This window comes from Acinetobacter bereziniae (assembly GCF_016576965.1).
Lineage (GTDB): Bacteria > Pseudomonadota > Gammaproteobacteria > Pseudomonadales > Moraxellaceae > Acinetobacter > Acinetobacter bereziniae.
The window spans coordinates 2266406-2292280 of sequence record NZ_CP066119.1 but is presented as its reverse complement, the minus strand read 5'-3'; the positions used below and the strand labels follow the sequence as shown (position 1 = coordinate 2292280).

Annotated in this window: 36 protein-coding genes; 10 read left to right on the top strand and 26 right to left on the bottom strand. The window is 35.1% G+C overall.

Annotation, left to right across the window (positions count from 1 at the left end):
• Positions 1-370: 370 nt before the first annotated feature.
• From I9192_RS10765 to I9192_RS10725, 9 genes are all read right to left on the bottom strand, one after another.
• Positions 371-625: a hypothetical protein gene (locus tag I9192_RS10765; protein ID WP_200150395.1), complete on the bottom strand. Its 255-nt coding sequence runs from the start codon at positions 623-625 to the stop codon at positions 371-373.
• Positions 626-644: 19 nt separating this feature from the next.
• A complete protein-coding gene (locus tag I9192_RS10760) occupies positions 645-1589 on the bottom strand; it encodes a zonular occludens toxin domain-containing protein (RefSeq protein WP_200150394.1) in 945 nt (314 codons plus the stop codon).
• The gene (locus I9192_RS10755) at positions 1589-1867 is read right to left on the bottom strand and encodes a DUF2523 family protein (protein WP_200150391.1); all 279 of its coding nucleotides are present in this window, start codon (positions 1865-1867) and stop codon (positions 1589-1591) included. Before I9192_RS10755 ends, I9192_RS10760 begins: the two co-directional genes overlap by 1 nt.
• The gene (locus tag I9192_RS10750) at positions 1860-3308 is read right to left on the bottom strand and encodes a hypothetical protein (protein WP_200150390.1); all 1449 of its coding nucleotides are present in this window, start codon (positions 3306-3308) and stop codon (positions 1860-1862) included. The genes I9192_RS10755 and I9192_RS10750 overlap by 8 nt, the downstream gene beginning before the upstream one ends.
• Before the next feature lie 145 nt (positions 3309-3453).
• Entirely contained in the window at positions 3454-3705 is a 252-nt protein-coding gene (locus I9192_RS10745) for a hypothetical protein (RefSeq protein WP_200150389.1), read from the bottom strand.
• Between the two features lie 3 nt (positions 3706-3708).
• Positions 3709-3900: a hypothetical protein gene (locus tag I9192_RS10740; RefSeq protein WP_199959968.1), complete on the bottom strand. Its 192-nt coding sequence runs from the start codon at positions 3898-3900 to the stop codon at positions 3709-3711.
• Positions 3901-4015: 115 nt separating this feature from the next.
• Positions 4016-4309 (bottom strand): hypothetical protein, encoded by a 294-nt coding sequence (locus I9192_RS10735; protein ID WP_200150388.1) that lies wholly within the window; start codon positions 4307-4309, stop codon positions 4016-4018.
• Between the two features lie 3 nt (positions 4310-4312).
• Positions 4313-5404 carry a replication initiation factor domain-containing protein gene (locus I9192_RS10730; protein WP_200150393.1) on the bottom strand — a complete coding sequence of 364 codons (1092 nt, stop codon included), beginning with the start codon at positions 5402-5404 and terminating at the stop codon, positions 4313-4315.
• 67 nt (positions 5405-5471) lie between these two features.
• Positions 5472-5693 carry a hypothetical protein gene (locus I9192_RS10725; protein ID WP_198261675.1) on the bottom strand — a complete coding sequence of 74 codons (222 nt, stop codon included), beginning with the start codon at positions 5691-5693 and terminating at the stop codon, positions 5472-5474.
• Positions 5694-5802: 109 nt separating this feature from the next.
• Between I9192_RS10725 and I9192_RS10720 the strand changes: the two genes are divergently transcribed.
• Both I9192_RS10720 and I9192_RS10715 read left to right on the top strand, forming a co-directional pair.
• Complete coding sequence (locus I9192_RS10720) at positions 5803-6009, top strand: hypothetical protein (protein WP_199959992.1); 207 nt, start codon at positions 5803-5805, stop codon at positions 6007-6009.
• Between the two features lie 67 nt (positions 6010-6076).
• Positions 6077-6412 carry a hypothetical protein gene (locus tag I9192_RS10715; RefSeq protein WP_199959991.1) on the top strand — a complete coding sequence of 112 codons (336 nt, stop codon included), beginning with the start codon at positions 6077-6079 and terminating at the stop codon, positions 6410-6412.
• A 554-nt stretch (positions 6413-6966) separates the two neighbouring features.
• On the opposite strand, the gene I9192_RS10710 is transcribed toward I9192_RS10715, so the two are convergent.
• The 8 genes from I9192_RS10710 to I9192_RS10675 all read right to left on the bottom strand — a co-directional run bounded on the left by I9192_RS10710 (position 6967) and on the right by I9192_RS10675 (position 12289).
• Complete coding sequence (locus I9192_RS10710; protein ID WP_200150392.1) at positions 6967-8184, bottom strand: zonular occludens toxin domain-containing protein; 1218 nt, start codon at positions 8182-8184, stop codon at positions 6967-6969.
• Complete coding sequence (locus tag I9192_RS10705; protein ID WP_200150391.1) at positions 8184-8462, bottom strand: DUF2523 family protein; 279 nt, start codon at positions 8460-8462, stop codon at positions 8184-8186. The genes I9192_RS10710 and I9192_RS10705 overlap by 1 nt, the downstream gene beginning before the upstream one ends.
• Positions 8455-9903 carry a hypothetical protein gene (locus I9192_RS10700; RefSeq protein WP_200150390.1) on the bottom strand — a complete coding sequence of 483 codons (1449 nt, stop codon included), beginning with the start codon at positions 9901-9903 and terminating at the stop codon, positions 8455-8457. Before I9192_RS10700 ends, I9192_RS10705 begins: the two co-directional genes overlap by 8 nt.
• Positions 9904-10048: 145 nt before the next feature.
• A complete protein-coding gene (locus I9192_RS10695; protein ID WP_200150389.1) occupies positions 10049-10300 on the bottom strand; it encodes a hypothetical protein in 252 nt (83 codons plus the stop codon).
• Between the two features lie 3 nt (positions 10301-10303).
• The gene (locus I9192_RS10690; protein WP_199959968.1) at positions 10304-10495 is read right to left on the bottom strand and encodes a hypothetical protein; all 192 of its coding nucleotides are present in this window, start codon (positions 10493-10495) and stop codon (positions 10304-10306) included.
• A gap of 115 nt (positions 10496-10610) precedes the next feature.
• Positions 10611-10904 carry a hypothetical protein gene (locus I9192_RS10685; protein WP_200150388.1) on the bottom strand — a complete coding sequence of 98 codons (294 nt, stop codon included), beginning with the start codon at positions 10902-10904 and terminating at the stop codon, positions 10611-10613.
• A gap of 3 nt (positions 10905-10907) precedes the next feature.
• Positions 10908-12071 carry a replication initiation factor domain-containing protein gene (locus I9192_RS10680; protein WP_227567243.1) on the bottom strand — a complete coding sequence of 388 codons (1164 nt, stop codon included), beginning with the start codon at positions 12069-12071 and terminating at the stop codon, positions 10908-10910.
• The gene (locus I9192_RS10675; protein WP_198261675.1) at positions 12068-12289 is read right to left on the bottom strand and encodes a hypothetical protein; all 222 of its coding nucleotides are present in this window, start codon (positions 12287-12289) and stop codon (positions 12068-12070) included. The genes I9192_RS10680 and I9192_RS10675 overlap by 4 nt, the downstream gene beginning before the upstream one ends.
• Positions 12290-12398: 109 nt before the next feature.
• On the opposite strand from I9192_RS10675, the gene I9192_RS10670 reads away from it, so the two are divergent.
• Both I9192_RS10670 and I9192_RS10665 read left to right on the top strand, forming a co-directional pair.
• Entirely contained in the window at positions 12399-12605 is a 207-nt protein-coding gene (locus I9192_RS10670; protein ID WP_199959992.1) for a hypothetical protein, read from the top strand.
• Between the two features lie 67 nt (positions 12606-12672).
• The gene (locus I9192_RS10665) at positions 12673-13008 is read left to right on the top strand and encodes a hypothetical protein (RefSeq protein WP_199959991.1); all 336 of its coding nucleotides are present in this window, start codon (positions 12673-12675) and stop codon (positions 13006-13008) included.
• A 167-nt stretch (positions 13009-13175) separates the two neighbouring features.
• Here I9192_RS10665 and I9192_RS10660 read toward each other — a convergent pair whose 3' ends face one another.
• Complete coding sequence (locus tag I9192_RS10660; protein ID WP_200026111.1) at positions 13176-13613, bottom strand: hypothetical protein; 438 nt, start codon at positions 13611-13613, stop codon at positions 13176-13178.
• A gap of 117 nt (positions 13614-13730) precedes the next feature.
• Here I9192_RS10660 and I9192_RS10655 point away from each other — a divergent pair, with 117 nt between their 5' ends.
• Positions 13731-13925 carry a hypothetical protein gene (locus I9192_RS10655; protein WP_200026110.1) on the top strand — a complete coding sequence of 65 codons (195 nt, stop codon included), beginning with the start codon at positions 13731-13733 and terminating at the stop codon, positions 13923-13925.
• Between the two features lie 64 nt (positions 13926-13989).
• Here the strand turns inward: I9192_RS10655 and I9192_RS10650 are convergent, their stop codons facing one another.
• From I9192_RS10650 to I9192_RS10640, 3 genes are all read right to left on the bottom strand, one after another.
• Positions 13990-14730, bottom strand: coding sequence for a hypothetical protein (locus I9192_RS10650; protein WP_200026109.1), 741 nt, complete (start codon positions 14728-14730; stop codon positions 13990-13992).
• A 132-nt stretch (positions 14731-14862) separates the two neighbouring features.
• On the bottom strand, positions 14863-15216 hold the full coding sequence (locus tag I9192_RS10645) for a DUF3969 family protein (protein ID WP_200026108.1): 354 nt from the start codon (positions 15214-15216) through the stop codon (positions 14863-14865).
• A gap of 527 nt (positions 15217-15743) precedes the next feature.
• Entirely contained in the window at positions 15744-16079 is a 336-nt protein-coding gene (locus I9192_RS10640; RefSeq protein WP_228289341.1) for a hypothetical protein, read from the bottom strand.
• Between the two features lie 18 nt (positions 16080-16097).
• Here I9192_RS10640 and I9192_RS10630 point away from each other — a divergent pair.
• Positions 16098-17230, top strand: a protein-coding gene (locus I9192_RS10630; RefSeq protein ID WP_223672967.1) for an IS3 family transposase whose coding sequence is annotated in 2 segments (ribosomal slippage) — positions 16098-16350 and positions 16350-17230 — 1134 coding nt in all. Because the reading frame shifts where the segments join, the coding sequence is not laid out codon by codon here.
• Positions 17231-18063: 833 nt separating this feature from the next.
• A protein-coding gene (locus I9192_RS10625) for an IS3 family transposase (protein WP_223672967.1) occupies positions 18064-19196 on the top strand; the annotation gives its coding sequence in 2 pieces (ribosomal slippage) (positions 18064-18316 and positions 18316-19196; 1134 coding nt in all).
• A gap of 380 nt (positions 19197-19576) precedes the next feature.
• Here I9192_RS10625 and I9192_RS10620 read toward each other — a convergent pair.
• Positions 19577-20407, bottom strand: coding sequence for an enoyl-CoA hydratase/isomerase family protein (locus I9192_RS10620; protein ID WP_005028926.1), 831 nt, complete (start codon positions 20405-20407; stop codon positions 19577-19579).
• Between the two features lie 98 nt (positions 20408-20505).
• Between I9192_RS10620 and I9192_RS10615 the strand changes: the two genes are divergently transcribed.
• Positions 20506-20883 (top strand): winged helix-turn-helix transcriptional regulator, encoded by a 378-nt coding sequence (locus I9192_RS10615; RefSeq protein ID WP_005028929.1) that lies wholly within the window; start codon positions 20506-20508, stop codon positions 20881-20883.
• 226 nt (positions 20884-21109) lie between these two features.
• Here I9192_RS10615 and I9192_RS10610 read toward each other — a convergent pair whose 3' ends face one another.
• Positions 21110-21574: a hypothetical protein gene (locus tag I9192_RS10610; protein WP_005028931.1), complete on the bottom strand. Its 465-nt coding sequence runs from the start codon at positions 21572-21574 to the stop codon at positions 21110-21112.
• A gap of 400 nt (positions 21575-21974) precedes the next feature.
• Here I9192_RS10610 and I9192_RS10605 point away from each other — a divergent pair, with 400 nt between their 5' ends.
• Positions 21975-22418 carry a BLUF domain-containing protein gene (locus tag I9192_RS10605; RefSeq protein WP_004830862.1) on the top strand — a complete coding sequence of 148 codons (444 nt, stop codon included), beginning with the start codon at positions 21975-21977 and terminating at the stop codon, positions 22416-22418.
• An 87-nt stretch (positions 22419-22505) separates the two neighbouring features.
• Here I9192_RS10605 and I9192_RS10600 read toward each other — a convergent pair whose 3' ends face one another.
• Positions 22506-22763 carry a hypothetical protein gene (locus I9192_RS10600; protein ID WP_005028935.1) on the bottom strand — a complete coding sequence of 86 codons (258 nt, stop codon included), beginning with the start codon at positions 22761-22763 and terminating at the stop codon, positions 22506-22508.
• A 235-nt stretch (positions 22764-22998) separates the two neighbouring features.
• Here I9192_RS10600 and I9192_RS10595 point away from each other — a divergent pair, with 235 nt between their 5' ends.
• Positions 22999-23145, top strand: coding sequence for a hypothetical protein (locus I9192_RS10595; RefSeq protein ID WP_004830864.1), 147 nt, complete (start codon positions 22999-23001; stop codon positions 23143-23145).
• A 123-nt stretch (positions 23146-23268) separates the two neighbouring features.
• Here the strand turns inward: I9192_RS10595 and fumC are convergent, their stop codons facing one another.
• Together fumC and I9192_RS10585 are read right to left on the bottom strand one after the other, a co-directional pair.
• Entirely contained in the window at positions 23269-24663 is a 1395-nt protein-coding gene (gene fumC / locus I9192_RS10590; protein ID WP_005028937.1) for a class II fumarate hydratase, read from the bottom strand.
• Between the two features lie 162 nt (positions 24664-24825).
• A complete protein-coding gene (locus tag I9192_RS10585) occupies positions 24826-25830 on the bottom strand; it encodes an NAD-dependent epimerase/dehydratase family protein (protein WP_005028938.1) in 1005 nt (334 codons plus the stop codon).
• Positions 25831-25875: the final 45 nt, after the last annotated feature.

Here is a 25875-nt window from a genome sequence, read left to right as displayed (position 1 = left end):
GATGATCTAATTTTATAAATAATAATTTGAGTTGATCTATTTCATCATAATTGTCTATGTCTAATTCCCTGATCTGGTCTAAGTACTTCTCCAGTGAATCACGCATAAAAACATAATCTGATTTATGTAATACCCCAATATTTCGATTGTAAAACGTGGTTTTCCATACGTGCCTATTGTTCATTCAAAATCCGTTACTGGCATCTTATTTATGCCTTAATGACCTCATTTTTAACTTAACAGACTTCGCTAGTTAAATTAAAAATAAGATCTCAATTTAATTATTTCGACGTAAATCTATTTTTATACAAAGCCAAAATAATAGTAAAAAACTTATAAAATAAAGGAAATACAAGGATATACACCTATTTTAATTGATTGTTTTTGCTTGTAGATGAGGCTCTACAACGTTATTGGCTATTGTTGGCTGTTGTTGTGTAGGTTGTTCAATGCTTTGTACGTTAGAACCCATGACAGCATTAGTGTTACTGAAGTTGCTATTGTTATTTGCAAAATAGTTAAAAGGACGTTCGCCATTTTCTATCATATTCCTACAGTCTGATTGTGATACATCTAACTTAGTGCCTTGCTGTGTGTACGCATAATATTTGTTGCCGTTTTTCATACAACCACTAAAGACAGGTTTAGCCGTTACTTGATAAGTCTTTGATACGAACTTTCTGAATATCTTCCTGATCATAAGGCTTGTTAGGATCATATTCGACATTTAAATCGCCTACAGACATTCTGTTTTCAGTTAAAGTATTGAAATATTTAATACATTCAGGCTTATCTACATTAATTCCTTTTCTGCATTCTTCTGAAGTAAGCTCTGGAGTAGTGGGCAATATTCCTAAATCATTTTTATTTTGTTTTGATTTATCTTGGCTTTTATTTTGTGTTTCACTGTTTTGCAATTGATCTACTTTAGATTTTGTATCTTTAGATAAATAAGCAAATAAACCAGCAATAATAAGACAAACAATTACCAAACCAACAATAAATGAAATTAACTTAATGTTTAAATTAAAATTACGCCCTGATGCTTTACCATCAATTGTTGATTTATATAACTTATAAAACTTTTCATCAATCGAATAAGTAAATTCATCATATGCATTGTTTTTAACTGTCTTTGTAACATTGTTATAAACCTTATCAAAACAAAAGCATTTAGTCGTTTTCTTTCCAACTGGTTCAAGCCAAAAGTACTGATTAACAAGATTACGTACATCGCTATTTACAAGTGCAGGATTAGGACTAATCATCCAAATATCCTGACGCTTGTGTCGAATCATTGTTAAACCCGCAATCTCACCGTCTCTACGATTAGAAAAGTGTTTACTAAACTTTTCATGCATCTGCACCTCATCGATAATAATTAAACTATCAGGTTCACAATCTTCCCATGAATCAGGCAATAGCGTAACGCCTTCGGCAAGTTCCGCATGAGCACGTATATTTGAATAAATGTATTGATACTTTCCACTTCTCTTTGCTTCTTCTTCAACCTGTTTGACATATAAATATGACTTGCCAGCACCGATCTGACCGCAAGTTAATCTAAATTGACCGCCTGCAATACTCATTATTTTTTCCTTATTGCTAATTTTCCAGAATTAAGTGTTAATAAAAAAATACCTACAGATATAAATGTACTTAGCACGTGATCAACTCCAAAAATACCCATCAAATTCAACATATCAGCAGGTAATGAATAAACAGAATTAATCATTGAATTAAATGCAGTTCTTATTGCTACAAGTATTCCTAAATAGCTAACTAGACCAAGACCAGCACCCATTAATGCTTTTTGAATAATGTTCTTTGAAAGCCAACCGCCAATAAGAACTAATAATTTACCCATTACCATTCCTTATACCGATTAATAAATAAATAAGCCCACCTAAGTAACCTAAGCCAATTACAAAAGGTCGAGCTTGAGTTCCGAAAGTACAAATAAAGGTAAGATCAGCTTGAAAATTAATTTCACCTAAAATACCAAGTGGCAAACTTACCTGATGAGCAGAAAAAGGACATGATGCCCCAAAAATGACATAGTTTTGACGTGCATAATCAGTAATATTTTGTTCTTCAACTTCAAGAGTTTGATCTTCTAATTGTGGTTCTTCTTTCATCCAATCATCTGTTTTTTTCCAATCATCATACCAGTCGCAAACCACATGAGCCCAATCGCAGAATACTGGGAACGTTGTAGTTGATTCCCCAGTAGGATTTCCGTCTTCATCTTTTTTCGGTTCTGTTGTTGCCTGTGAACCATCATCATTCCAAACTCGATCATTTGAACTATCTTTTTCGTCTTTGAGAACATTTGTATAACGAGGATCACCGTAGGGTGCAGGTTTACCGTCAGATGTGGGGGTTGCATGTTTTGCACGATCTAATAAATCATTATTCGGTTCATTTCCAACACCGCTAGGGTCAGCTTCATAAGCTTCTCTAACTGATGTGTAATCACCAGTATTTATATTTTTATTATAAGTATCATCAACTGGGTCGTTATAACCCTCTCCAAGCATTGCTGATCCGAGCTGATGAGCAGTTATTGGAATAGTCTCATACTCAGGTTTAGCATCAGGCTTGTAATTTGGATTAAGTTTTGCGTTCAAGCCATATGTATCATCGTATGTTGGCGTTTTATTTGGATGAAAATAATAAGTTACAGCACAAACATAATTAGGAAATGTTGTTGAGCCAATGGTAGAAATGGGTTTTTTAGGATCAACAATAGCAGTATTTTTAGTATAAACACGACCTGAATCACCACCAAGAGTTCGATCTGAATCACATGCAATTTGTGGAGATGATGAACATTTACCCGTATTCGATGTACCACAATATAAAACGGGTGAAGTATCATCTTTTGAACTTTCTTTTTCTTTTTTCTTGACTAAAGTACCATCCTCCATTACCCATCCGATACCCTCCAATAACCCTGTAATAGCGACTGTTCCTAGTATTGAAGGTACAGAACCTTTTCCTACTGCTTTTATTCGCTTCATCATTGATTGACCAAGCTTTATTGGGTTTAATTTTTGTTCTACTACAGCAGTTCTAGCTACAGTTTGTTTTTGACCTGCTTCATTAACGATATCTGCAATTGTTCTGACTGTACCAGTTGCACTTTTACGAGTTTTATTAATCTCAATACCCATGTTATTAATTTTATTGCGTAAATCATCAATTCTTTTAATAGCTTGATCGATTTGATTACCTGATGCATATAAATAAGCGGGTGCTAGAGCTACTATCAAAGAGAGTAAAAAAACATTAATGCGATGAATCATTTCAATCCCCTGAAAGCACTATCCAAAAAGCTGCCATCGCAACAATAATGAAATAAACTGTCATTCTTTAATCCTCGCTATAAAAAAAGGTGGGGTGCGGTGCGTACAGTTGTGCGCTCCTCCCCACCTTTTTTACGCATATTAATTAGCGAAGCATTGCTAATGCTTTTTTGATACCCCAAGCTGCATAAGTCGGTAATGCTTTTAATGTACCTGATGCCATCAAGCCACCGATAATTGCAACACCAGCTAAACCTGTTGTTAAGTCAATTGTCGTATCTCCCTCAGCTGCAAAAGCCGTAGCAGTAGAGACAAGTACAACACCAGTTGTCATTGCGATGCGTTTTGCTGTTTGAACAGCTTTAGAAGCATTTGCATTTTTAATTTGAACTTCCATAGTTCACTCCTCTTTGGACGTATGTCCGATTAAGTTTAGGGTGGTACGAATCCCCGAAGCCACGTACCAAGTCAAAGCCGTAGCTGACAACAACGCAGCAACTTTTAACGGTTCCAAGTTGTTTAATTCGTCGAGCCAAGACTGTTGATGCAGTACAACAACACAATAGTTAATGCCCTGTATCACAGTAGTCATCGAGCAATCATCTATTAGCATTGTTGTTTATCCTTTTTGATCACATTTATTCTTGTGATCTTCTATTTGTCCTAAATGCCAGTAAGTACCGCAGTACGGGCAAGCCATTGGAAAATTATGATTTAGGTGGAAGAATGACATTTGTAAGCACCTGCTTAGTAGTACGACCAGTTGAAACAAGGTCTAACTCTAAAGTGACTTCAAAAGGGAATTTACGACCTTGTAATTGAACAAGATTGCGTGAATCCTGCCATTTAAATTCTGCAACACCTTGACCAACTGCATTACCTTGAGAGGTATCCATTGGAATAATTCCAAAAAGAGTTACATGGTCATAATGTCGACCATCCTCAGATTTCCAATCCGTTGATTTTGCGCCAACTAAAGTTACTTTCATTTGTTGTGACATGTTTTACATCCTCATTGCTGTCATTAAGACGTGATCCAACCGCTTTGGATAAGCAAAAGGGTCAGAGTGTGAAATTAAATTGATAAGTTCTTCAGGTTCAAAAACTTGTTTGAAAAAATTGATATATCTGCCGTACTGTTTTTTTATTGTTGCAAGTGCAGCACTGGCATTAATCTGTGCAGTTTTAACCATCACTTCGATGCGTTCAGGTTGAATATCTTCAGCTAGGAATTCGAAACATGGGTATGCACCAGTAAAGTACTCAGATGGTGATAGGAGCATGTCAAAAGGTAGAACTTGATCACGTGATTTAAATTCGATTTCAGCACGTTGCCAGTTGTCGTTAGGGTCTCCCTCTGCCCTGCCTTTTTCGTATAATCTCAAGTACTTACCTGATTCACGACTTCCGATATTGAGTGTACGTCCACGACCATTGGGACGTTTCCAATTTCCTTTATGTTCTACGTTTGGCGCACGGTTTCCGTTTTGAAATCCGCCCATACCATCCATCATATTTCCCCAATCAACATTGATTTTTGTGCCATCAAAGTCATCATGAGCAATATCAACTCGGGTTAATTTTCCACGTGTAGAAACAGTTGTTAGAAATGTATAGAGACGCTTTTCCCATCCCTCTTTTGCCATGGAACATCCACGACCTGAAAGCATGACTAAATAAGTATTACGTTGACCACCTACACAGATAAATCCGCATTTGTCACCGATTTCAAAGGAACTTTGATACATGTTTTTTTTGCCTTTATCGGCAAAAGTAATGTTTAAGCCGAATATGTGCTCGATGTGTTTATCTATCTCAATCGCCATTTGAAAATTGAGTTCAATAGGGTCAATGATTTGGTCATCTTTGAGGGCATTAACATACTTATGGTTTAAGGTTGCACAGCTATCCGTAAAATTTACCCAATCAATAACAGCGATTTCATTGTCAGCAGGCAAACGACACGGAACTTGTTTAGCACCTCGTGAAGTCATAACCATGTGTAGATAAGGTGCAGGGTTTAAACGTTGAAAAGGCAAAGGCAGATCAGCATCTTTCAAATGTGAGTGCATGGACTCGAATTCCGTTACCCCCATCTTATTAATGGGGTCTCTAAAAATCCCATTCCCCACGAGCAAACTTGCGGTATTGATTGTTTTTTGATCATTCTTCTATCCCCATTTCACGCATATTGTCGTTTTCTTCTTTTACTGAATCGCAATATTCCGCTACAACCGCAGACTTATAGCCCCACTCCTGCATGACCATCTCAATGTGAAAGAGACACTTTTCTGATTCGAATGCTGGATTGCCACCGATGATTAATTGACATGCCCTGTCAAAAATTATTTTAGAAACGATCTCAAAAGCCTGTTCTTTTTCCATTGCAACAACATCACACGCAACAATTTGACAGAAATATAACAGAATTGCGTGCAACACTGCAACGTGTGACACAATAATGATGTTGCATTAAACAATGTTCAGGTGTTACATGAAAAAATCAGATTTATCAAAAACTTATAGAGTTCGCGGGGAATTCGTTGAATCGATCAAAGAAAAGTCACTCGACTTCATTATCGAAACAAAAGAAAGAATTGAGGAAGCAGACATAATCAATGCTTTGATTTATAAGCATTTAAATGAAATTAGTGCAAAAGATGTAACAAAATATATTGATGAAATAAAAAAAGCAGATTAATTATTTATATAGATCAAGATGACTAAATTTTTGGGTGAGGAATCACCCTACTTTATTGGGGAAAATAATGGATATAGCAATTCTCATATTATTAATAATTGGATTTACGGCAATATTACTAATAATAAGTAAGAACAGAAAACAGCCAATAAAAAGCAAAAAATTAAATCTAAAAGAATTGGCAAAAAAAACTTTCCCAAAATATAAAATCATTGAAAAACATGGGACTGTAATGATTTGCGAGATTAATCATAGGAATGAACCTGATGAGTTAGTATTCATTAGAATTGAACCAAACAAACAAAAAAGCATAAATCAGTTTGGTAGAAGATTTAAAGCTGAATACCCTGCCATTCCTACTGCTAGAGAATTAAAAGCAGACTTTAGCAAACATCTAAAATAAAGCTTGGAAGTCGCATAACGAAACTATTATGTTAAATAGGATACCATAGGCTGTGGCTACACAACGCTATTGTTGCCACAGATCGTCAACGTGAATCCTGATAATTTTAATTCACGTTGACGACTATCCTAAGTAACATAATATTCGTTATGCAAAATCCTGCGCTATCTCAATCTATCAATGTGATGATCTAATTTTATAAATAATAATTTGAGTTGATCTATTTCATCATAATTGTCTATGTCTAATTCCCTGATCTGGTCTAAGTACTTCTCCAGTGAATCACGCATAAAAACATAATCTGATTTATGTAATACCCCAATATTTCGATTGTAAAACGTGGTTTTCCATACGTGCCTATTGTTCATTCAAAATCCGTTACTGGCATCTTATTTATGCCTTAATGACCTCATTTTTAACTTAACAGACTTCGCTAGTTAAATTAAAAATAAGATCTCAATTTAATTATTTCGACGTAAATCTATTTTTATACAAAGCCAAAATAATAGTAAAAAACTTATAAAATAAAGGAAATACAAGGATATACACCTATTTTAATTGATTGTTTTTGCTTGTAGATGAGGCTCTACAACGTTATTGGCTATTGTTGGCTGTTGTTGTGTAGGTTGTTCAATGCTTTGTACGTTAGAACCCATGACAGCATTAGTGTTACTGAAGTTGCTATTGTTATTTGCAAAATAGTTAAAAGGACGTTCGCCATTTTCTATCATATTCCTACAGTCTGATTGTGATACATCTAACTTAGTGCCTTGCTGTGTGTACGCATAATATTTGTTGCCGTTTTTCATACAACCACTAAAGACAGGTTTAGCCGTTACTTGATAAGTCTTTGATACGACTTTCTGAATATCTTCCTGATCATAAGGCTTGTTAGGATCATATTCGACATTTAAATCGCCTACAGACATTCTGTTTTCAGTTAAAGTATTGAAATATTTAATACATTCAGGCTTATCTACATTAATTCCTTTTCTGCATTCTTCTGAAGTAAGCTCTGGAGTAGTGGGCAATATTCCTAAATCATTTTTATTTTGTTTTGATTTATCTTGGCTTTTATTTTGTGTTTCACTGTTTTGCAATTGATCTACTTTAGATTTTGTATCTTTAGATAAATAAGCAAATAAACCAGCAATAATAAGACAAACAATTACCAAACCAACAATAAATGAAATTAACTTAATGTTTAAATTAAAATTACGCCCTGATGCTTTACCATCAATTGTTGATTTATATAACTTATAAAACTTTTCATCAATCGAATAAGTAAATTCATCATATGCATTGTTTTTAACTGTCTTTGTAACATTGTTATAAACCTTATCAAAACAAAAGCATTTAGTCGTTTTCTTTCCAACTGGTTCAAGCCAAAAGTACTGATTAACAAGATTACGTACATCGCTATTTACAAGTGCAGGATTAGGACTAATCATCCAAATATCCTGACGCTTGTGTCGAATCATTGTTAAACCCGCAATCTCACCGTCTCTACGATTAGAAAAGTGTTTACTAAACTTTTCATGCATCTGCACCTCATCGATAATAATTAAACTATCAGGTTCACAATCTTCCCATGAATCAGGCAATAGCGTAACGCCTTCGGCAAGTTCCGCATGAGCACGTATATTTGAATAAATGTATTGATACTTTCCACTTCTCTTTGCTTCTTCTTCAACCTGTTTGACATATAAATATGACTTGCCAGCACCGATCTGACCGCAAGTTAATCTAAATTGACCGCCTGCAATACTCATTATTTTTTCCTTATTGCTAATTTTCCAGAATTAAGTGTTAATAAAAAAATACCTACAGATATAAATGTACTTAGCACGTGATCAACTCCAAAAATACCCATCAAATTCAACATATCAGCAGGTAATGAATAAACAGAATTAATCATTGAATTAAATGCAGTTCTTATTGCTACAAGTATTCCTAAATAGCTAACTAGACCAAGACCAGCACCCATTAATGCTTTTTGAATAATGTTCTTTGAAAGCCAACCGCCAATAAGAACTAATAATTTACCCATTACCATTCCTTATACCGATTAATAAATAAATAAGCCCACCTAAGTAACCTAAGCCAATTACAAAAGGTCGAGCTTGAGTTCCGAAAGTACAAATAAAGGTAAGATCAGCTTGAAAATTAATTTCACCTAAAATACCAAGTGGCAAACTTACCTGATGAGCAGAAAAAGGACATGATGCCCCAAAAATGACATAGTTTTGACGTGCATAATCAGTAATATTTTGTTCTTCAACTTCAAGAGTTTGATCTTCTAATTGTGGTTCTTCTTTCATCCAATCATCTGTTTTTTTCCAATCATCATACCAGTCGCAAACCACATGAGCCCAATCGCAGAATACTGGGAACGTTGTAGTTGATTCCCCAGTAGGATTTCCGTCTTCATCTTTTTTCGGTTCTGTTGTTGCCTGTGAACCATCATCATTCCAAACTCGATCATTTGAACTATCTTTTTCGTCTTTGAGAACATTTGTATAACGAGGATCACCGTAGGGTGCAGGTTTACCGTCAGATGTGGGGGTTGCATGTTTTGCACGATCTAATAAATCATTATTCGGTTCATTTCCAACACCGCTAGGGTCAGCTTCATAAGCTTCTCTAACTGATGTGTAATCACCAGTATTTATATTTTTATTATAAGTATCATCAACTGGGTCGTTATAACCCTCTCCAAGCATTGCTGATCCGAGCTGATGAGCAGTTATTGGAATAGTCTCATACTCAGGTTTAGCATCAGGCTTGTAATTTGGATTAAGTTTTGCGTTCAAGCCATATGTATCATCGTATGTTGGCGTTTTATTTGGATGAAAATAATAAGTTACAGCACAAACATAATTAGGAAATGTTGTTGAGCCAATGGTAGAAATGGGTTTTTTAGGATCAACAATAGCAGTATTTTTAGTATAAACACGACCTGAATCACCACCAAGAGTTCGATCTGAATCACATGCAATTTGTGGAGATGATGAACATTTACCCGTATTCGATGTACCACAATATAAAACGGGTGAAGTATCATCTTTTGAACTTTCTTTTTCTTTTTTCTTGACTAAAGTACCATCCTCCATTACCCATCCGATACCCTCCAATAACCCTGTAATAGCGACTGTTCCTAGTATTGAAGGTACAGAACCTTTTCCTACTGCTTTTATTCGCTTCATCATTGATTGACCAAGCTTTATTGGGTTTAATTTTTGTTCTACTACAGCAGTTCTAGCTACAGTTTGTTTTTGACCTGCTTCATTAACGATATCTGCAATTGTTCTGACTGTACCAGTTGCACTTTTACGAGTTTTATTAATCTCAATACCCATGTTATTAATTTTATTGCGTAAATCATCAATTCTTTTAATAGCTTGATCGATTTGATTACCTGATGCATATAAATAAGCGGGTGCTAGAGCTACTATCAAAGAGAGTAAAAAAACATTAATGCGATGAATCATTTCAATCCCCTGAAAGCACTATCCAAAAAGCTGCCATCGCAACAATAATGAAATAAACTGTCATTCTTTAATCCTCGCTATAAAAAAAGGTGGGGTGCGGTGCGTACAGTTGTGCGCTCCTCCCCACCTTTTTTACGCATATTAATTAGCGAAGCATTGCTAATGCTTTTTTGATACCCCAAGCTGCATAAGTCGGTAATGCTTTTAATGTACCTGATGCCATCAAGCCACCGATAATTGCAACACCAGCTAAACCTGTTGTTAAGTCAATTGTCGTATCTCCCTCAGCTGCAAAAGCCGTAGCAGTAGAGACAAGTACAACACCAGTTGTCATTGCGATGCGTTTTGCTGTTTGAACAGCTTTAGAAGCATTTGCATTTTTAATTTGAACTTCCATAGTTCACTCCTCTTTGGACGTATGTCCGATTAAGTTTAGGGTGGTACGAATCCCCGAAGCCACGTACCAAGTCAAAGCCGTAGCTGACAACAACGCAGCAACTTTTAACGGTTCCAAGTTGTTTAATTCGTCGAGCCAAGACTGTTGATGCAGTACAACAACACAATAGTTAATGCCCTGTATCACAGTAGTCATCGAGCAATCATCTATTAGCATTGTTGTTTATCCTTTTTGATCACATTTATTCTTGTGATCTTCTATTTGTCCTAAATGCCAGTAAGTACCGCAGTACGGGCAAGCCATTGGAAAATTATGATTTAGGTGGAAGAATGACATTTGTAAGCACCTGCTTAGTAGTACGACCAGTTGAAACAAGGTCTAACTCTAAAGTGACTTCAAAAGGGAATTTACGACCTTGTAATTGAACAAGATTGCGTGAATCCTGCCATTTAAATTCTGCAACACCTTGACCAACTGCATTACCTTGAGAGGTATCCATTGGAATAATTCCAAAAAGAGTTACATGGTCATAATGTCGACCATCCTCAGATTTCCAATCCGTTGATTTTGCGCCAACTAAAGTTACTTTCATTTGTTGTGACATGTTTTACATCCTCATTGCTGTCATTAAGACGTGATCCAACCGCTTTGGATAAGCAAAAGGGTCAGAGTGTGAAATTAAATTGATAAGTTCTTCAGGTTCAAAAACTTGTTTGAAAAAATTGATATATCTGCCGTACTGTTTTTTTATTGTTGCAAGTGCAGCACTGGCATTAATCTGTGCAGTTTTAACCATCACTTCGATGCGTTCAGGTTGAATATCTTCAGCTAGGAATTCGAAACATGGGTATGCACCAGTAAAGTACTCAGATGGTGATAGGAGCATGTCAAAAGGTAGAACTTGATCACGTGATTTAAATTCGATTTCAGCACGTTGCCAGTTGTCGTTAGGGTCTCCCTCTGCCCTGCCTTTTTCGTATAATCTCAAGTACTTACCTGATTCACGACTTCCGATATTGAGTGTACGTCCACGACCATTGGGACGTTTCCAATTTCCTTTATGTTCTACGTTTGGCGCACGGTTTCCGTTTTGAAATCCGCCCATACCATCCATCATATTTCCCCAATCAACATTGATTTTTGTGCCATCAAAGTCATCATGAGCAATATCAACTCGGGTTAATTTTCCACGTGTAGAAACAGTTGTTAGAAATGTATAGAGACGCTTTTCCCATCCCTCTTTTGCCATGGAACATCCACGACCTGAAAGCATGACTAAATAAGTATTACGTTGACCACCTACACAGATAAATCCGCATTTGTCACCGATTTCAAAGGAACTTTGATACATGTTTTTTTTGCCTTTATCGGCAAAAGTAATGTTTAAGCCGAATATGTGCTCGATGTGTTTATCTATCTCAATCGCCATTTGAAAATTGAGTTCAATAGGGTCAATGATTTGGTCATCTTTGAGGGCATTAACATACTTATGGTTTAAGGTTGCACAGCTATCCGTAAAATTTACCCAATCAATAACAGCGATTTCATTGTCAGCAGGCAAACGACACGGAACTTGTTTAGCACCTCGTGAAGTCATAACCATGTGTAGATAAGGTGCAGGGTTTAAACGTTGAAAAGGCAAAGGCAGATCAGCATCTTTCAAATGTGAGTGCATGGACTCGAATTCCGTTACCCCCATCTTATTAATGGGGGTCTCTAAAAATCCCATTCCCCACGAGCAAACTTGCGGTATTGATTGTTTTTTGATCATTCTTCTATCCCCATTTCACGCATATTGTCGTTTTCTTCTTTTACTGAATCGCAATATTCCGCTACAACCGCAGACTTATAGCCCCACTCCTGCATGACCATCTCAATGTGAAAGAGACACTTTTCTGATTCGAATGCTGGATTGCCACCGATGATTAATTGACATGCCCTGTCAAAAATTATTTTAGAAACGATCTCAAAAGCCTGTTCTTTTTCCATTGCAACAACATCACACGCAACAATTTGACAGAAATATAACAGAATTGCGTGCAACACTGCAACGTGTGACACAATAATGATGTTGCATTAAACAATGTTCAGGTGTTACATGAAAAAATCAGATTTATCAAAAACTTATAGAGTTCGCGGGGAATTCGTTGAATCGATCAAAGAAAAGTCACTCGACTTCATTATCGAAACAAAAGAAAGAATTGAGGAAGCAGACATAATCAATGCTTTGATTTATAAGCATTTAAATGAAATTAGTGCAAAAGATGTAACAAAATATATTGATGAAATAAAAAAAGCAGATTAATTATTTATATAGATCAAGATGACTAAATTTTTGGGTGAGGAATCACCCTACTTTATTGGGGAAAATAATGGATATAGCAATTCTCATATTATTAATAATTGGATTTACGGCAATATTACTAATAATAAGTAAGAACAGAAAACAGCCAATAAAAAGCAAAAAATTAAATCTAAAAGAATTGGCAAAAAAAACTTTCCCAAAATATAAAATCATTGAAAAACATGGGACTGTAATGATTTGCGAGATTAATCATAGGAATGAACCTGATGAGTTAGTATTCATTAGAATTGAACCAAACAAACAAAAAAGCATAAATCAGTTTGGTAGAAGATTTAAAGCTGAATACCCTGCCATTCCTACTGCTAGAGAATTAAAAGCAGACTTTAGCAAACATCTAAAATAAAGCTTGGAAGTCGCATAACGAAACTATTATGTTAAATAGAATATCTGAGACTGTGACCTACACATACTGTTTGTTGCCACAGCTCAGCAACGTGAATCTCTACGATCATAATTCACGTTGCTGAGTATTTCAAGTAACATAATATAAGTTATGCAGAAATCAGATCGCTACTCGACTTGCGTATTAGTCCAGCCTACGCAAGTCTGCGAGGCTATGACTTCAATGTCTGGGTACATGAGGCAAATATCGCCTATCGTTTCCCGCATATTATAAATTGGGGGTTGAAGACCTTGCTTAGCAGTTGATTCTGCCGTGTTTACTAACACTTTGGCTATTTTGTGTTCAAATGTTTGAACGACTGAATTTTCTTGAGCTTGCTTCTTTTTTTTAGTGATGAGCTGTTGGCAATGGTTCAATTTGTTCTGAACTACACCGTTTAGGAAGTCTTTAAGATTTTGGCAAACACGAAGATCAATTTCTGAGTATGTAGCAGCTAAAACAATTTCATCCATGATGAATTTTGATTCTTCATAGACTTCTGTTAGTTGATGAATATTTTTATCGAAGTTTTGAATTTTATTAATGAGTTCATATGCCTTGTCCATCACCCTACTCTCCTAAATATTCACGAATTTCAGCATTGGCTTTTTTATAGGTTTCTAAATGAGCATCAATGAGTGAATAGTCATATGACCAATCACTTGCAACTTTGGAGTAAAAGAATGGCTGTGACTGTTCGTTTAAATGATTCAGAACAAGAAAGGCTGAGACGTAAAGCTATTGAGTTGAACAAGGTGCTGATCAATCATGGGCTAGAACCAATCAAAGATAGTGAATTAGTACATCGTATTTTAGATCAAGCAGTTGAATCTGCTGAAGTATCATCTTCAGGTGAAGTTATTATTGTTTTGAAATAAAGTAAAAGTCCCAAATTTAAGACTAGAGTCCACCGTTAGATAGCGTGGACTCTTTTTAAGAAAGTTATAAACTACGATACCCAAAAGTGTATTTTTCGATCATATTAGTAATTTCCTGTGATTCTTTAGGAATTTTGATTTCATCCTTTAACTTAGTAATGAACTGTTTAGTAATATTCATGAAATGTTCTGGAACAGCATCAGAAGATAAATTATCAAGAATATTTTCCCCTTTATTAAACTGTTTGTTTAAGTAAACGCTTGCCTGTTGTGTTTTAGATTGCCATTTATATGGATACACATCTTTCATATCATCAGGCATCTTATTCTTAGGCTGTATAATGGTTGTTCCATGAGCTAAGATATTTCTTAGTGTAAAAAGAACATTAATTGCTTCTTTTGTATTTTCATGACTTTTGTTCATTACACTTTCTAAAGAAATGCCTAAAAAAAGCGAATATTGATTCTTTAAGTTTTCCCATCCACCTTGATGCTCAACGTCTTCTCTAAATTTATAAAGTAAATTTTCAGTTTTTGAGGGAGAGTCATAACCTAAACTCTGTCTTTCTTTTATAGTGGTTTCAACTTCTTCTTTTATTTTCCAAATTAATATGCTTCTTAATACACCTTCAAGTATCGATGCATTTAATATTAATAAGGTAAAAGCAGTATTGTAATTCGATCTACAAGAATTACCATCAACATCGTCATGCTTTCTAAGTCGTATTGTTTTTGAAAAATCTAATGCAAGAGTTTCATATGAAATTAAAAGAGGGCTACAAGTTTGAAAAAAGAAATACTTCATATCATTTATGCCATTCTGAAGTCGCACAACTTCATTTTATGTTAAATAAGATATCTAAGACTGTAGCATACGCAACACTATTGTTGCTACAGATCAGCAACGTGAATCCTAATAATTTTAATTCACGTTTACTTACTTAAAGTTGTTGAATAATTTTTGATCATACCATTTTTCAAATTGAAAACTACTCTCGGGAAGCTGTTTAATCAATTCCTCACACTCATTAAACATTTTTTTCATTTCATTTTTAACATCAATATTAAATGATTCAAGGTCTTCTAGCTCTGTTCCTCTATGAATTACATCAATTAAGCTTTTTGAATATTTGTTCTCTTTTAATAGGTTAATCATATATGGAGCATATAAAAAGTACTCAGCTTCATGAATAGTTATATAATCATTTTTTAAAGAATGTAGAATTCCAAGATTCACCAGTAAAATTAACTTTTGTAAATCAGTTTTTCCGAATTGATTAGAACTATTCAATTAATATTACTCCAATATTTTTTGTATTCTTAATGATTATTCATCAAAATATCTATTTTTAGATACAATTATCACTATTAATTTATTCATTCTAAAAGTTGCATAATTCATCTTACTCTAAATAACATAGTCTAAGACTACATCCCATGCAACCGTGATTATTCAAAAAATAGAAATTCTTTTTACTAACATTTTTTATAGAGATAAGATTTGATCATTTCATTTGCTTGTATGTCTAATAATTCATCAGCTACCCAAAATACAAAAGACTGATCTTGGACAAACACTTTTTTCTTTATATATGTTGTCACCAAGTTAGATGAAGCATTCTTCACTTTAAAAGATTTTTTATAATTTACTTTTCCAAGCAGCTTACTGCCATTCCAAGGTCCACCGATACAAAAGTTCATAGTATTTTTTATCAATTATTCACGTAATAAATGTAATGTATTTTGTTTAATTTTTAACTAATACTTTGGTCTAAGTATCCAATAAACCTCTGAAAAGAGGTTTATTTATTTCATATTTTAAGGAATAGAAAATTTAAGCGGCTGTTCCTTTTGCTGTAAAGGTATATTATTTTGCTTTAAAATTTGCTGTTGGTAGTCTTGCTCTGAAATCACTCCCCTATTTCTTGCCTGTTGAATAGATTTTAATTGTTGCTCATAAGTATGTGCGTTCAAAGCCTGAGTATCATTGTTTTTAAGTAGATATTGAGATCTTTCAAATGGACTCATATTTGAAGTATTGGCGCGATTTTCATTTATTCGGAGTACATTTGCATCACGTTGATAGAGGTGGATCAGGAAATTTGAACAACACTTATAAGTGATATTTTGCTCCCCAAATGATGTTATAAACATCAATATATGGAGTATTTTATGACACGTAGACCAAGAAGAAATCATTCAAATGACTTTAAAGCTAAGGTAGCACTTGCTGCGATTAAAGCAGAAAAAACACTTGCTGAATTGAGTGCTGAATTTGATGTTCATCAAAACCAAATTATTGACTGGAAAAATCAACTGATTTCAGCTTCCTCGCAAGCTTTCGATCAATCAAAAGCTCCAACAGAACCACCCATCGATCTAAAAAAACTACATGCAAAAATCGGTGAGCAGGCATTAGAAATTGATTTTTTAGAAGGTGTGTTGAAGAAACTGGGTCGCTTCAACCACAAAAGTTAATCGATGACTCACTTCAGATTTCAGTATCTAAGCAAGCTAAGCTGCTGAAAGTCTCCCGTGGTTGTTATTACTATCGCCCAAAACCTGTGAGTGAATCAGATCTGAAGCTGATGCGCTGTATGGATGAGTTACATATGCAATACCCTTTTGCAGGTAGCCGTATGATGCGTGATTTATTGAATCGTCAAGGACATCATATAGGACGACGTCATACACGTACTTTAATGAAGAAAATGGGCATTAATGCGTTATATCGTAAACCAAATCTAAGTCAGGCCAATCAAGCTCACCGTAAATATCCATATCTGCTCAAAGGATTGGCTATTCAGCGCAGTAATCAAGTGTGGTCTACGGATATAACGTATATCCCTATGGCAAAAGGCTTTGTTTATTTATGTGCTGTGATTGATTGGCATAGCCGCAAGGTACTTGCGCATAGAGTATCGATTAGTATGGAGGTTACATTTTGCATAGAAACATTAAATGAAGCTATTGAAAAATATGGCCGACCTGAAGTCTTTAATACAGACCAAGGCAGTCAGTTTACCAGTGATGCATTTATTGATGTATTGAAATCAAATGGCATTCAAATCAGTATGGATGGTAAAGGTCGATGGGTTGATAATGTGATGGTTGAACGATTATGGCGGAGCGTTAAATATGAAGAGGTGTATCTCAAAGCCTACAGCAATGTTTTGGATGCGAAGAAGCAATTAAACGCATATTTTGAATTTTATAATTTGAAACGACCTCATTCGAGTCTGGACAAAATGACTCCAGATGAGTTTTACTATGACCAGCTACCACAACAAAATAAGGTAGCTTAACTAGAGCAGAGTATCACTTATAAATAAGCTTTTAGTTGTTCAAACAAGTGGGACCACCTCTGATTGATCTGATCTTTTTCTTGCTGTCTTGAAAGCTCAAAAAAATCAACTTGGTTATCATTGTTATTTTCATGTTGCGTTTCATTTTGCAGAAACACATAAGACTGAGGCTTCTTAAAGATATCTTCAGCACTATACACTGAACATGCAATTATTGATGTTATTAAGGTAGTTAAGAGTTTGTTCATCATAAATGTAAAATTTCAAATAAAAAAAGCAATTTTTATATTTTATAATGGCATTATCATATTTTCAAAGCTTAAAAAAATTAACTTGAATAACAATTATTTGTCTAAATCTATCACAGATTTAGACTGCATAAAAACTCACACTGAGTGAGTTTTTATTTGTTGAATTTTCATTAATCATAGAAAATTATCATGGATACTGATTAAAAATAATCTAAAGCTAACACCAAAAATAATAGAATAATGGATAAAATTAAATATGTATTGATGTTATGAAAGCTCTTAAGATAGTCTAACATTCGTTATCTCCCATAAGAATTTAATAAAATGCTACACGGGTGATCATTTTTTAAAAGTTCAGGAAAACAAAACTAGACAAAAAAATACTCAATGAAATTCACTAATCGACTGATGAAACATTCATATAGATGTGATAGATAACTATGCTAAATTACAGCACTCTATTTTTACTGAAAAAACAACAATTTGATCAAATGAGAGGTGGATCAGGAAATTTGAACAACACTTATAAGTGATATTTTGCTCCCCAAATGATGTTATAAACATCAATATATGGAGTATTTTATGACACGTAGACCAAGAAGAAATCATTCAAATGACTTTAAAGCTAAGGTAGCACTTGCTGCGATTAAAGCAGAAAAAACACTTGCTGAATTGAGTGCTGAATTTGATGTTCATCAAAACCAAATTATTGACTGGAAAAATCAACTGATTTCAGCTTCCTCGCAAGCTTTCGATCAATCAAAAGCTCCAACAGAACCACCCATCGATCTAAAAAAACTACATGCAAAAATCGGTGAGCAGGCATTAGAAATTGATTTTTTAGAAGGTGTGTTGAAGAAACTGGGTCGCTTCAACCACAAAAGTTAATCGATGACTCACTTCAGATTTCAGTATCTAAGCAAGCTAAGCTGCTGAAAGTCTCCCGTGGTTGTTATTACTATCGCCCAAAACCTGTGAGTGAATCAGATCTGAAGCTGATGCGCTGTATGGATGAGTTACATATGCAATACCCTTTTGCAGGTAGCCGTATGATGCGTGATTTATTGAATCGTCAAGGACATCATATAGGACGACGTCATACACGTACTTTAATGAAGAAAATGGGCATTAATGCGTTATATCGTAAACCAAATCTAAGTCAGGCCAATCAAGCTCACCGTAAATATCCATATCTGCTCAAAGGATTGGCTATTCAGCGCAGTAATCAAGTGTGGTCTACGGATATAACGTATATCCCTATGGCAAAAGGCTTTGTTTATTTATGTGCTGTGATTGATTGGCATAGCCGCAAGGTACTTGCGCATAGAGTATCGATTAGTATGGAGGTTACATTTTGCATAGAAACATTAAATGAAGCTATTGAAAAATATGGCCGACCTGAAGTCTTTAATACAGACCAAGGCAGTCAGTTTACCAGTGATGCATTTATTGATGTATTGAAATCAAATGGCATTCAAATCAGTATGGATGGTAAAGGTCGATGGGTTGATAATGTGATGGTTGAACGATTATGGCGGAGCGTTAAATATGAAGAGGTGTATCTCAAAGCCTACAGCAATGTTTTGGATGCGAAGAAGCAATTAAACGCATATTTTGAATTTTATAATTTGAAACGACCTCATTCGAGTCTGGACAAAATGACTCCAGATGAGTTTTACTATGACCAGCTACCACAACAAAATAAGGTAGCTTAACTAGAGCAGAGTATCACTTATAAATAAGCTTTTAGTTGTTCAAACAAGTGGGACCACCTCTTTATTCATAAAATATAAAAATACAAATAAGTAAAGAACAGCAAAAAATGCAATCTCACAATTATAACAGTATATTCGATTCTAATTTAAGTGTTAAAAACTCTTTTAGGCATTTTGGATGATTAAAAAACCATTGAGTAAGATGATTTTTTAATCCATCCAATTGAACTTTTTTGCATTTCGTGTCTGTTAGCTCAACAAGCTAAAACCATGACCAACAGACTATTCAAGCCATATTTAGATATTTTTTATGCGAAGTCTATGCTTGAAATTCGACTCAACACAGTAAGGATTTTTTCAAATTAAAACTCAGTACAGGATTAAGATAAATCTCGGAGTAATTGCTCTAAATTCTTTTCACCTATCTTGGTCTGAGCGCCCGCCTTTAAACCTCCACGAATTAATTTTTCAGCATTGGGAAGTGCAAATAGATCTGCCCATGCCTCGTGTTCACGTAGTAATCCTTCGCTCAGATTCACGGTCGAAACTGCTTTTTTCGTCGCAGCAATCACACCTTCTGGTAAAGCAGCAATATTCTTGGCAAGACGATTCACAAAAGCATCCAGTTCATTTGCAGGCAATGCACGATTCACCCAACCATATCGTTCTGCCAACTCAGCATCTACGAGTTCTGCACCGAGGATCACTTCTAGCACACGTCCACGCGTCATACATCGTGACAAATACTGTGTTGCGCCACCTCCAGGAATAATCCCCATTAATGCTTCACATTGGGCGAGTCCTGCACGTCCAATAGCAGCAAATGACATATCCATTGCAGCCACGAATTCAGCACCACCTCCACGGGCAAGACCTTCGAGCTTAGCGATGGTTACTTGAGGTTGTCTTCGAATCATTTCTCCCAAAGCTTGAAAAGGATTTAAACCATCAGGAGTATCTTTTGCAATCTCATCAAAAGCATTTGGCTCATCAATCAATGTCATGTCTACATGGGCAATGAAAAAATCAGGATCAGCACTTTGGAATACAATGGCACGACTCAATGGATCATCACGTACCTGTATTAAAAATTGCTGAATCTCACTCATCAAAGCAACATCTAACACATTGACTGGAGGATGGTTGATGCTCACCGTTGCAACGCCCTGTGCATACTCAATTTGGAGTGTAGAATAATTTGATGTATTCATAATAGACCTTGTTTTTTAGCATGAATAAGCATGGTATCCAATGTATACTAGGTGTCAATTACGCACCTTAAACATCCTAAGTATGCTGGAGTATACCGATGAGCACTGAACCAAGTCCGATCTATCGTGCCGATTGTCCTAGCCGTACCATTCTTGATCAAATCGCAGATAAATGGTCTATGTTGATTTTAATGGTTTTAGACGAACCGCATCGATTTAATGCGATTAAGCGACGTTTGGATGGTATTACCCAACGTGTTTTGACACAAACACTTCGTAAGCTTGAGCGAAATGGCATGGTGACACGTACAGTCATAGATGGAAAAATTCTTGGCGTGGAGTATGCTTTGACACCGCTTGGTCAATCGCTGAAAGCGCCTTTTAGTGCCTTATATGATTGGACTGTAGAAAACATGGAAATGATTCAAGCGTATCAGTCTGATTATGACAGTAATGATAAATCAGTCATTAAATGAGAATCACTAAATGAGAATGAACAATGTGATTAGATCTATGATGAAAAAATGCTGAATTAACCAATTGAGTATTCAGTCCATTCATCATCAGTACAAATTAAACCAAGCAGTTTTTGATTTGATCGTTTTAATATATCAAACTAATGCTTAAATCATAAAATATCATGGATGCTAAATCGCTAAATGAATCGCTGTGATCAAATTACTAACATTAAATATCATAATCTTACAAACACTCCCTATAATTTATTGTAAATCTTTTTAAAAAATCACCATCGGCATTGTTGAGTTGATAAATAAAATTGCCACGTGTCGTTTTTTTAAAAACTTCTGACTCAAGTAAGTCATCTTTTTTACACATATTTTGCTTAATCAAACGCTGATATTTTTGATCATCAAATTTTTTTGTTAAATCTTCTGTAGACTTAATATCTTTCATATCAGATTCAATCCACAATCCATCGCTAATCAGCATAATTCGAGAAACAACAAAGTCACGTTCTGATTGATCCGTGGCAATATTCTTAAAATTGTGATTAATTGCTTTAACCAACATGTTGTAAACATTGAGATCAAGGATATTAAATTGCTCATCAACTGCCCCACTTTGTAAAAAAGGTTGGTCTAATGGGCTTTGAGCATTTAATTCAGCACTTATTGATAGGCTGAGTAAGAAAAATAAATAACGCATTGTTTGTTCTCATTATTTAAGGCGTTGTTTAAACCATTATTCTATTCATATAGAGTTCATCTATAGAATATTTATAACACATGCTAAAGACATGATGAATCTATTTATATCAAACCGCCATCATGAATTTTGGCTCAGTCTTAGCCCACTATTCCAACTAATTTACTGCGTTTTTTTTATTAAAGAACATCTGTATAGTATCCCTGACCATTGAAGAGAGTGGTCAACACGACAATAAAGAAAGTGGATACTGACCTGCAGGAAGCAGGTCTATTTTTTCCATTTACAAGAAAATTAACATTAATTTCATCTGAAAATTCCTTGATATTTACATAAAAATATATGATTAAGCGTGTTTTATGTAACAATCAAAGCTCCCTCCTTAAAAAGAGAATCAAAGATGGAGTCTGTTCGACTTTTATATGTTAGTAAAATTGCTAGAGTAGATTCAGGTTTAAAGCAAAATTTAATCAATATCTTAGACGAAGCAATTGATTTTAATTATCGTAATGGAGTTACTGGTGTGCTCTATTATGGACATGGATATTTCGTCCAATGTTTAGAGGGAAATAAAAACATCATTGATGATTTATTTTATAATCGAATTGTCAAAGATGAACGGCATATCAATTGTGAAATCTTATATTATGCAGAAAATCAGACATGCTTATTTTCACAATGGACGATGAAATTTTCCCCAATCAATAAAAAGATTTCAGAATTTTTTATGCAGTATCATTTAGAAGCGTTCAATCCTTACTTACTCACTGACGAAACAACAGAAAAATTTATATCTATTTTGGCTTGTGAACCTGAATATCATGTCAACGAGTTTGTTGCATAAGCCTCTTTTGTGACAGAACCACCACATGATTTTTAATCATAGAGGTGGTTTTTCAGACTGAACTTAAATTGTTTTCTCTTGATCTATTCAAAGTTGCCGCTGTCTTTCCTCTTCATTAATTCGTTCAAGACGCTTTGACCAATATTGGAAGGCATATTGATATTTGGCAAAAAAAGCAAAAAACATAAAGGTTAAAGCAGGTTTTAAAACAATTTGTTCTGCTTCACCCGTTACCCTGTCATAAATACTTTGACCTAGAGATAAAAAAGTTAAAACCATAAACATAAAAAAGCTTAATCTTAAAAAATTATCGAAACTTTTTCCTTTAAACATTTTATCAAACATAATTAAGAATACATCTCATTATCATATAAATTATAAGTATAAAATATTTAAGGACTTTTACAAGCTCTATAGATTTACGGCGTAGGATTTCTCAAAATTTTCTTTAAATTTAACTTGCTACGTAAAGTTTCATATACTTACGTGCCTCACGCTTCAACTACATTTTTTCACACAACAAATAGAATAATGCTTCATGATAAAAAATAAGCACTTAATTAATTTGAGGTTAATGAATATGTCAATCGATAACAATCATTCTCCAACTGAAGAAAGAATTGAGAAAGCACAAGAAAAGCGTCGTATTCCGAAATATATTTTATTTATAGTTGCATTATTTTTAATCGCAATTATTGTCTATATGCTCTCTACATGGCGAGGTTAAGCGGATAAGCATTGTTTTTAAATTTCTAAACAACCAACTCAACATAGTCATGCGCTATTCAACATTGATATTTATTGTATAAAAAAGGGCTAAAAATTTTTAGCCCTTTTTTAAATTTTTTAGCTACTTAACGTTTGGATGTACCATTTTTTCAGGTTGAACCACTTCGTCAAATTGTTCTGGAGTGACAAAGCCTAGCTCTACAGCGACTTCTTTTAAGGTTTTATCTTCTTTATAAGCAGTTTTCGCTACTTTTGCTGCATTTTCATAACCAATGACAGGATTCAGTGCAGTCACCAGCATCAACGAGTTATGTAAAAAATAATCAATTTTTTCACGATTTGGTTCAATGCCTGCTGCACAATGCTCATCAAAACTATTACAAGCATCACCAAGCAACTGCACAGATTGAACAAGATTATATGCAATAACAGGCATATACACATTTAACTCAAAATTACCTGCCGCACCTGCAAAATTGATCGTTGTATCATTCCCCATCACTTGTGCAACCACCATCGTCATTGCTTCACACTGCGTAGGATTCACTTTGCCTGGCATGATACTTGAGCCTGGTTCATTTTCAGGAATACGCAGCTCACCTAAACCACAACGAGGACCACTCGCCAACCAGCGGATATCATTGGCAATTTTATTAAGACTCGCAGCTAAAGTTTTTAATGCGCCTGACGCGAATACAGCTGCATCACGCCCTGCAAGTGCTTCAAACTTATTAGGGTTGGTAATAAATGGAAGACCAGTTAATTTAGCTAATTCTTCAGCAGCTTTTTCGGCATAGTCAGGATGAGCATTTAAACCTGTTCCTACGGCTGTACCACCTAACGGCAACTCATATAGCCAAATCAAAGCTTGCTGTAAGCGCTTTAGTCCATGATCCAGTTGCGACACATAACCACTGAACTCCTGCCCAAGCGTCAGTGGTGTAGCATCTTGTAAGTGTGTACGACCAATCTTGACAATGTCATTAAATTCTTCAGATTTACGATGCAATGTGTCACGTAAACGTTTGACTGCTGGAATGAGTAATTCATTGATTTGTAATGCAGCAGCCACATGGATCGCTGTTGGAAATGAATCATTGGTAGATTGGGCACGATTGACATGATCATTAGGATGAACAGGTTTTTGTGAACCTAAAGGATTACCAAGTTTTTGATTGGCAATATTGGCAATCACCTCATTACAGTTCATATTGCTTTGTGTACCAGAACCCGTTTGCCAAACTACTAAAGGAAATTGACTATCCCAATTTCCAGCAATCACTTCGTCAGCTGCTTCTACGATATATTGGGATAATTCTTGCGGAATTTGATTGAGGCTCGCATTGGTAATCGCTGCGGCTTTTTTAACAAATCCCATTGCTTTAATCATAGGACGAGGCATATGTTCGGTGCCGATCTTAAAGTTTTCTACACTGCGTTGAGTTTGTGCTCCCCACATCGCCTCACTAGGAACTTCAACTTCACCCATTGTGTCGTGCTCAATACGTGTCTGCATTTTCAACCTCTCAATCGTCCGAATTTAATTTTCAAGTGACAGCTTATAATGTGATCATCTTTATGCAATGAATACAAGCCATTACCCCAGCGAAATCTTATGCTAAACAAATAGGCAACCAATGTAAATGATAATTATTTACAATTATGCATTTTCTACATATCAACAATTATTCAAGGTATTTTGGTAAAAACGCCATTCATCTTGAATCATTTGTTTAAGTGAGCGTTTTGCCTCCCACTTTAAAACATCTAACGCTTTATGGCTATTCGAAGCCACTTGATCAAGTTCATGTATTTGGTAAACCGCATCAATTTGATGAATTTGCTGTGCAGTTACATCCTCGATCGTATTGATTAAATCTTGAATCGAACTTACAGTCCCTGAAATATCAAAACTTTCACAGACATTGTTCTGCTCTTGTAGCCAATAGATACTGGACTGGATCGCATCACAAACATCAAGTACATGTACAAAACTACGCTCAGTGGTTTTATCTTGGGTATTGGCGTGACGGTGAACTTCAATCAAATCTCGCTGTTGTGCAGCGACCTGCAATGCTAATGGAACAATATTTTTCGGTAGCGGAGTGACAAACTCCCCCAATACACCATGTTCAAAAGCACCAACCACGTTGGATACCCTAAGCGTTGCAATTTTCCATTCCTGATCCGTTCTAAAGGTGTCCTTGATGATTTCTTCAATCATCTGTTGAGATTTAATATAAGGATTCGGATAAGAATAATTAAAAGCAATTTCTTCGTTTAAATCTAAACTCGATTGTGCATAAACCATAAGGCTAGAAAGATGAACCAGACTTCTGACCCCTGTGCGTTGCATTGCTCGCAATAAACTCATAATACAACTGACATTGTCATTATAATATTCAAGAGGTTTCAGATTAGATTCTTCAATGGATTTGAACCCTGCACAATGTACAACGGTATCTATTGAATATTGTTCAAATACTTTATTTAGTGCAGGAGTATTACGAATATCAATTTTGACAAATGGGATATACATTCCTGTAATAAATTCTAAACGCTCTAAACACTGCAGATTTGCATTGGCTAGATTATCAACAATGACGACCTCTTGCCTTTGAGCTAGCAAACTTAAAACCACATGCGAGCCTATAAAGCCTAAACCACCAGTCACTAAAATCATTGTATACTACCTATCATTATCAAGTTTGAATGTTGCAAACTGTCC